Origin of the sequence: Bradyrhizobium sp. PRIMUS42 (assembly GCF_023006515.1) — a bacterium.
In the GTDB taxonomy this organism is placed as follows: domain Bacteria; phylum Pseudomonadota; class Alphaproteobacteria; order Rhizobiales; family Xanthobacteraceae; genus Bradyrhizobium.
This window is the reverse complement of sequence record NZ_JALBGZ010000562.1, coordinates 1-4171: the sequence shown is the minus strand read 5'-3', so window position 1 is coordinate 4171 and position 4171 is coordinate 1. Positions and strand designations below refer to the sequence as shown.

Annotated in this window: 4 protein-coding genes; 1 reads left to right on the top strand and 3 read right to left on the bottom strand. The window is 63.9% G+C overall.

The window, feature by feature from the left end:
• A partial coding sequence (locus tag MOV75_RS29270) for an ABC transporter ATP-binding protein (RefSeq protein WP_247007067.1) occupies positions 1 to 471 on the top strand: 471 nt, incomplete at its 5' end.
• 1034 nt (positions 472 to 1505) lie between these two features.
• On the opposite strand, the gene MOV75_RS29265 is transcribed toward MOV75_RS29270, so the two are convergent.
• The 3 genes from MOV75_RS29265 to MOV75_RS29255 are packed head-to-tail and all read right to left on the bottom strand — an operon-like array spanning position 1506 to position 3715.
• Entirely contained in the window at positions 1506 to 2234 is a 729-nt protein-coding gene (locus MOV75_RS29265) for a hypothetical protein (protein ID WP_247007066.1), read from the bottom strand.
• Positions 2235 to 2246: 12 nt separating this feature from the next.
• A complete protein-coding gene (locus tag MOV75_RS29260) occupies positions 2247 to 3356 on the bottom strand; it encodes a tetratricopeptide repeat protein (RefSeq protein WP_246920804.1) in 1110 nt (369 codons plus the stop codon).
• Between the two features lie 26 nt (positions 3357 to 3382).
• The gene (locus tag MOV75_RS29255) at positions 3383 to 3715 is read right to left on the bottom strand and encodes a hypothetical protein (protein WP_246920802.1); all 333 of its coding nucleotides are present in this window, start codon (positions 3713 to 3715) and stop codon (positions 3383 to 3385) included.
• Positions 3716 to 4171 lie beyond the last annotated feature (456 nt).

Below are 4171 nucleotides of genomic sequence, written 5' to 3'. Positions count from 1 at the left end.
CGCGTGCGCGCCGGCATCGGCTACGTGCCGCAGGAGCATTCGGTGTTCGCGCGCCTGTCGGTGCGCGACAATCTCGCCGTCGGCTCGCTGGCGAGCAAGAAGGCCGACGCGGTCGACCAGGTGCTGACCATCTTCCCAAAACTCGGCCAGCGCCTCGACCAGCCCGCCGGCACGCTCTCCGGCGGCGAACGCAAGATGCTCGCGATCGGCCGCGCCATGCTCGGCGATCCAAAACTGTTGCTGCTGGACGAGCCGACCGAAGGCGTCTGGATCGGCGTGATCGAGGAGATCACCGAGCGCCTGATCGAGCTCGCCAAGACAATCGCCGTCATCATCGTCGAGCAGCACCTCGACCTCGCATTGCGCGTCGCCGACTACGCTTATGTGCTCGACCGCGGCCGCGTCGCGCTGCAGGGTGAGGCGGGCGAGGTGAGGGGTAATCCGGAGCTGATGCGGTATCTGGCGCCGTAATTCCAGCTGTCGTAGCCCGCGTGAGCGAAGCGACATGCGGGATTCATTCTCGACATTCCCGGATATCGCTTCGCTCATCCGGGCTACGCGCTGCCTTCAAATCTGCCGCAGCGCGCATCATGCCAACCCCGTCATCCTAAGGCGCGAGTGGCGCGATGCGCAGCATCGTGCCGCGAGCCTCGAAGGATGAACGGCCGAGCTGCCAGCCGGGCCGTCGCCCATCGAGGGCCGCTGAAGAAGCAGCCACCTCAGGGTGACGGTTGAACATGGTTGCATGGACTCGATCTCACGACAATTCGACGACGTTGGCGAGAAGTCCGGTCACTGCCCTGCGCTCTTCAATTGTCAAACAGCCGACGCAACATCGCGATCCCGCGGCGCCCAGCGCTCGGGTTTTGCTTCGCTCTCACGTTCCTTGAAATCGGAAGGGCGCAGGGAAGGCCGGGTACTGGCTGGCACCCGCGAGCCCCTGTGCAATGATGCGTAGATAGACGCTCACAGGGGAGACACAGGTGCAGCCCGATAACCGGCCTTCCCTGCGCAGTGGTTTGACGGCTTATGTCGTGCTCTCCCCGGGGAGCGATGCACTATTGCCCCCGTCGCCATGCAGATCGCTGATGTGCGCACCCGGTCGGGCCGCTACATCACCGCAAGACTTGACGCACAGACCCCGGGCGTCAGGACCACACGATTTTGCCGTACGCAAGCCGCGCTGTCGTACCGCGCCGGCTGATCGCTCACGGGGAGACCCCGCCCTGCGACCGGGTCTGGCGCCAACGCCGCCCGCGTCCACCGCTACTCACCCCACGAACCGTGACGATCGCGACCCGCCTCTTCCGGCGGGATGAGATGGCGAGGGAGTATAGGGTGTGTCGGTCTTCGGGTAAAGAGAAAATAGGTATTATCCGAAGAGGGTCCGGGTGCGCGACGATGATGCGCTGTCTGTGATTGTCGAATTCGAGCTTCCAGGTTTTCCGAGGTCGCAAGCGAAGGAGCAGCAGGGAGAGTCAGGGCAAGAGCGGCGACCGTCATGGTCACGTCTTCCGCGGGCTCGGAACGATCTTGATGTGCCGTGCGATGGCCTTGATCAATTCCGGGTCTTCGACCGGGGCCGGCGGCGCCGGCTTCTCCGCGAGCGCCTGGCTGATCGTATATCGCTCGCCATCCCTGGCCGCGATCTTGTCGCGATGGAAGGACACGATCGCGGCAAACGGATATTCCAGCTCTTCGGCCGTCAATTCGACGACCAGCGCCTCGGCGGCCTCCCAGCTCGACGCCCGTCGCAGGACGTCGAGGAGGAGCAGGCGGGTATCGATCGAGGTGATCGGGGATCCCTCGAGATGACGCGCGGCCTGGAGGCGGAGTGCGGCCGCATCGGCCGGCCGGTTGCGGTCGTCGGTGACCCAGGCCGCCGACAGCGTGCTCAGGAATGCCAATCGCCGTTCTCCGTGATAGGCGTGCTCCGCGGCACGCACCAGGAAGCGTCGTGCTACCGGGTCGGGTGCAGGGTCGCGTGAAGCGACGCGGAATTCCTCGCTATCGAGAAACGCACGCGCCTTCGCGTCGCCTTTGTCGATGCTCGGCGCGACGTAGCCGCAATAGGGACATTCCTGCAGCCAGCTCCCGATGGTCCAGCGGTACATTTTCGGCGGCCGCTGGTCGAGGTCGGGTGAGCCGCTCCGGTTCGAGCTCATCAGCACGGAATGCTCGGAGGTCTTGCCGCAGCAATGGCATCGCAAGCTTTCGGTGTCGTAATCCGTCATCCGAGCTCCAATCTACGCTCCCCATCGCTTTCGCAGATTGCCGCGAAGCGTCTCCGAAGCCTGGACCAGCGTTTCGAGCACGCCTTTCTGACTGCCATAGAGCGCCTTCCGGTTGCCGGCCATCTCCACGATGCTGCGACGAAAGGTTGGCTTGCTGGCATCGAGGAAGCTCCGCAGCACCGCGAAGCCTCGCTCCAGGACCGGCTCGGCCTCTTCCGGCCGTTCGCGCGCATAGCCCGCGGCGAGCTCCGCCAGGATCCAGAGCAGGGCCGCAGCGTCGTCTCCATCACTCCGCTCGCGGATCGCAAGCAGCCGCTTCAGCAAGGGCTCGGCCTTCCAGAACTCTTCACAGTCGAGATAGGCCGATATCATTACTTCGAGCGCCTTCTGAACCTCGAAGCTGTCGGGTCCAGATCGTTCCTCGATGATGTCGAGACCGGACGCGAACGCGGTCACGGCCTTGTGCAGACGTTCGAACCTGGTCCCGGGTCGCTGGAGCTTGCTGGAATTGGCGTGGACGATGGCGGAGGTGAGCAGTGTCCGGGCCGCTTGCTCGCTTCTCTTGCCGAATATCGTCTCTTTCAGATGCAGGCTGCGCTGCAAATTCGTCTCCGCGTCCGACCATGTCTTCAGGCGCGCGGCGATCTCGGCGAGCGTGTCGACCGCGGTCGCCACTTCGATGCTGGCCGCACCATGGATCTTCTCGAGGATCGAAATGCTGCGCTCCAGAAAGGCCCTGGCGCGCGAATAGTCGCCGTAGGAGGCCCATCTCCGGGCGATGGCCTCGCATTCCCTGGCAGCTTCCGGACTGTCTTCGCCGAAGAGCTTTGTCTTGATTGCCAGCCGCCGCAGCTGAAACGGCGCGACCAGTTTGAAGTCGACAGGACCTGACCGACCGATCCAGTCATCGAGGTCACCCACGATGGATTGCGGACCATGCAGGCTCTCCTGGATCGAGATGCAACGGTCGAGAAAGGGGATGGCTTCGACGGGATCTTCACTGCGAAGAATCAACTTGATCAGCGTGCGCAGGGCTGTGACGACCTCGTCGCTGATCGTCCCGTGACGCTTTTCCAGCCCGGCGATGTGTTTAAGGTGGCTCTCTGCGTAGAAGGATGCCATGGACCGCCCCGTTCAACTCGAGTTGCTCAGAGCCGCATCCTGGCGAATTTCTCTTCGTGAGCCCGGCGCGGTCGCGAGCCGAATGTCTTCTTGCACAACGGCCCGAAGGCTTCGGCAGACGCGAGGGCGCCGGCCCCGACGTCTGCGGGTCGTGCCTCGAACTTCTTGACCCGACCGGTCTGCCCAACGATGGCGGTCACTTTGCAAAAGAAATCCTCGCGCCGCCCGCCCTCGTCGGGGCCTTCGAAGGAGGCCGTCGTCTTCAGCCGCCAGTGATAGGCCCGGTCCTGGTCCCTGCGTCCGGAGGCGACGATCTGGTCCGGGTGGCCGTACTTCTGCATCAGCTCGACGATGCCCATTCCCTTGAAATCGTCGCGCGGTCTGCCCTGGGCGGCCTGGTCCGGAATTGCGACAGCCGAGAGAAGGAAAAGAAATGTCGCCTTGCGACGGAAAGTGCGTTGCAGCATGCATTTGGCTCTATCGGGGCAACAGAAAGATCCCTGATTAAGCTCTCACAACGCGGCTTGCACGCGCAACTTTCGGCGGAGCATGTGGGGGTTCGCCAAGCTTGGACAGCTTGCGCGGGACAGCAAATGGACGATGCCGGACGCGCTCAATAAGGCTCGGCCGCGAGAGCCGCGGGCGGACGAAATGATCGGGGCCTTGCGTGTTACTTCACCGCCCCAAACCGGCTGTCGAACGAGTTCGACGGCATCACCGGCGCGGCGCCCATGATCTGCGTGGCCTCACCGGCACCATCGCTCACCGACGGCTTCAGCGCCGGTCGCGTCTGCGCGAGGCGCGTGTCGGGCTTT

Coding starts and splice junctions, on each gene's coding strand:
- MOV75_RS29265 (WP_247007066.1), bottom strand. CDS start 2,234: ATGACGGATTACGACACCGAAAGCTTGCGATGCCATTGCTGCGGCAAG.
- MOV75_RS29260 (WP_246920804.1), bottom strand. CDS start 3,356: ATGGCATCCTTCTACGCAGAGAGCCACCTTAAACACATCGCCGGGCTG.
- MOV75_RS29255 (WP_246920802.1), bottom strand. CDS start 3,715: ATGGGCATCGTCGAGCTGATGCAGAAGTACGGCCACCCGGACCAGATC.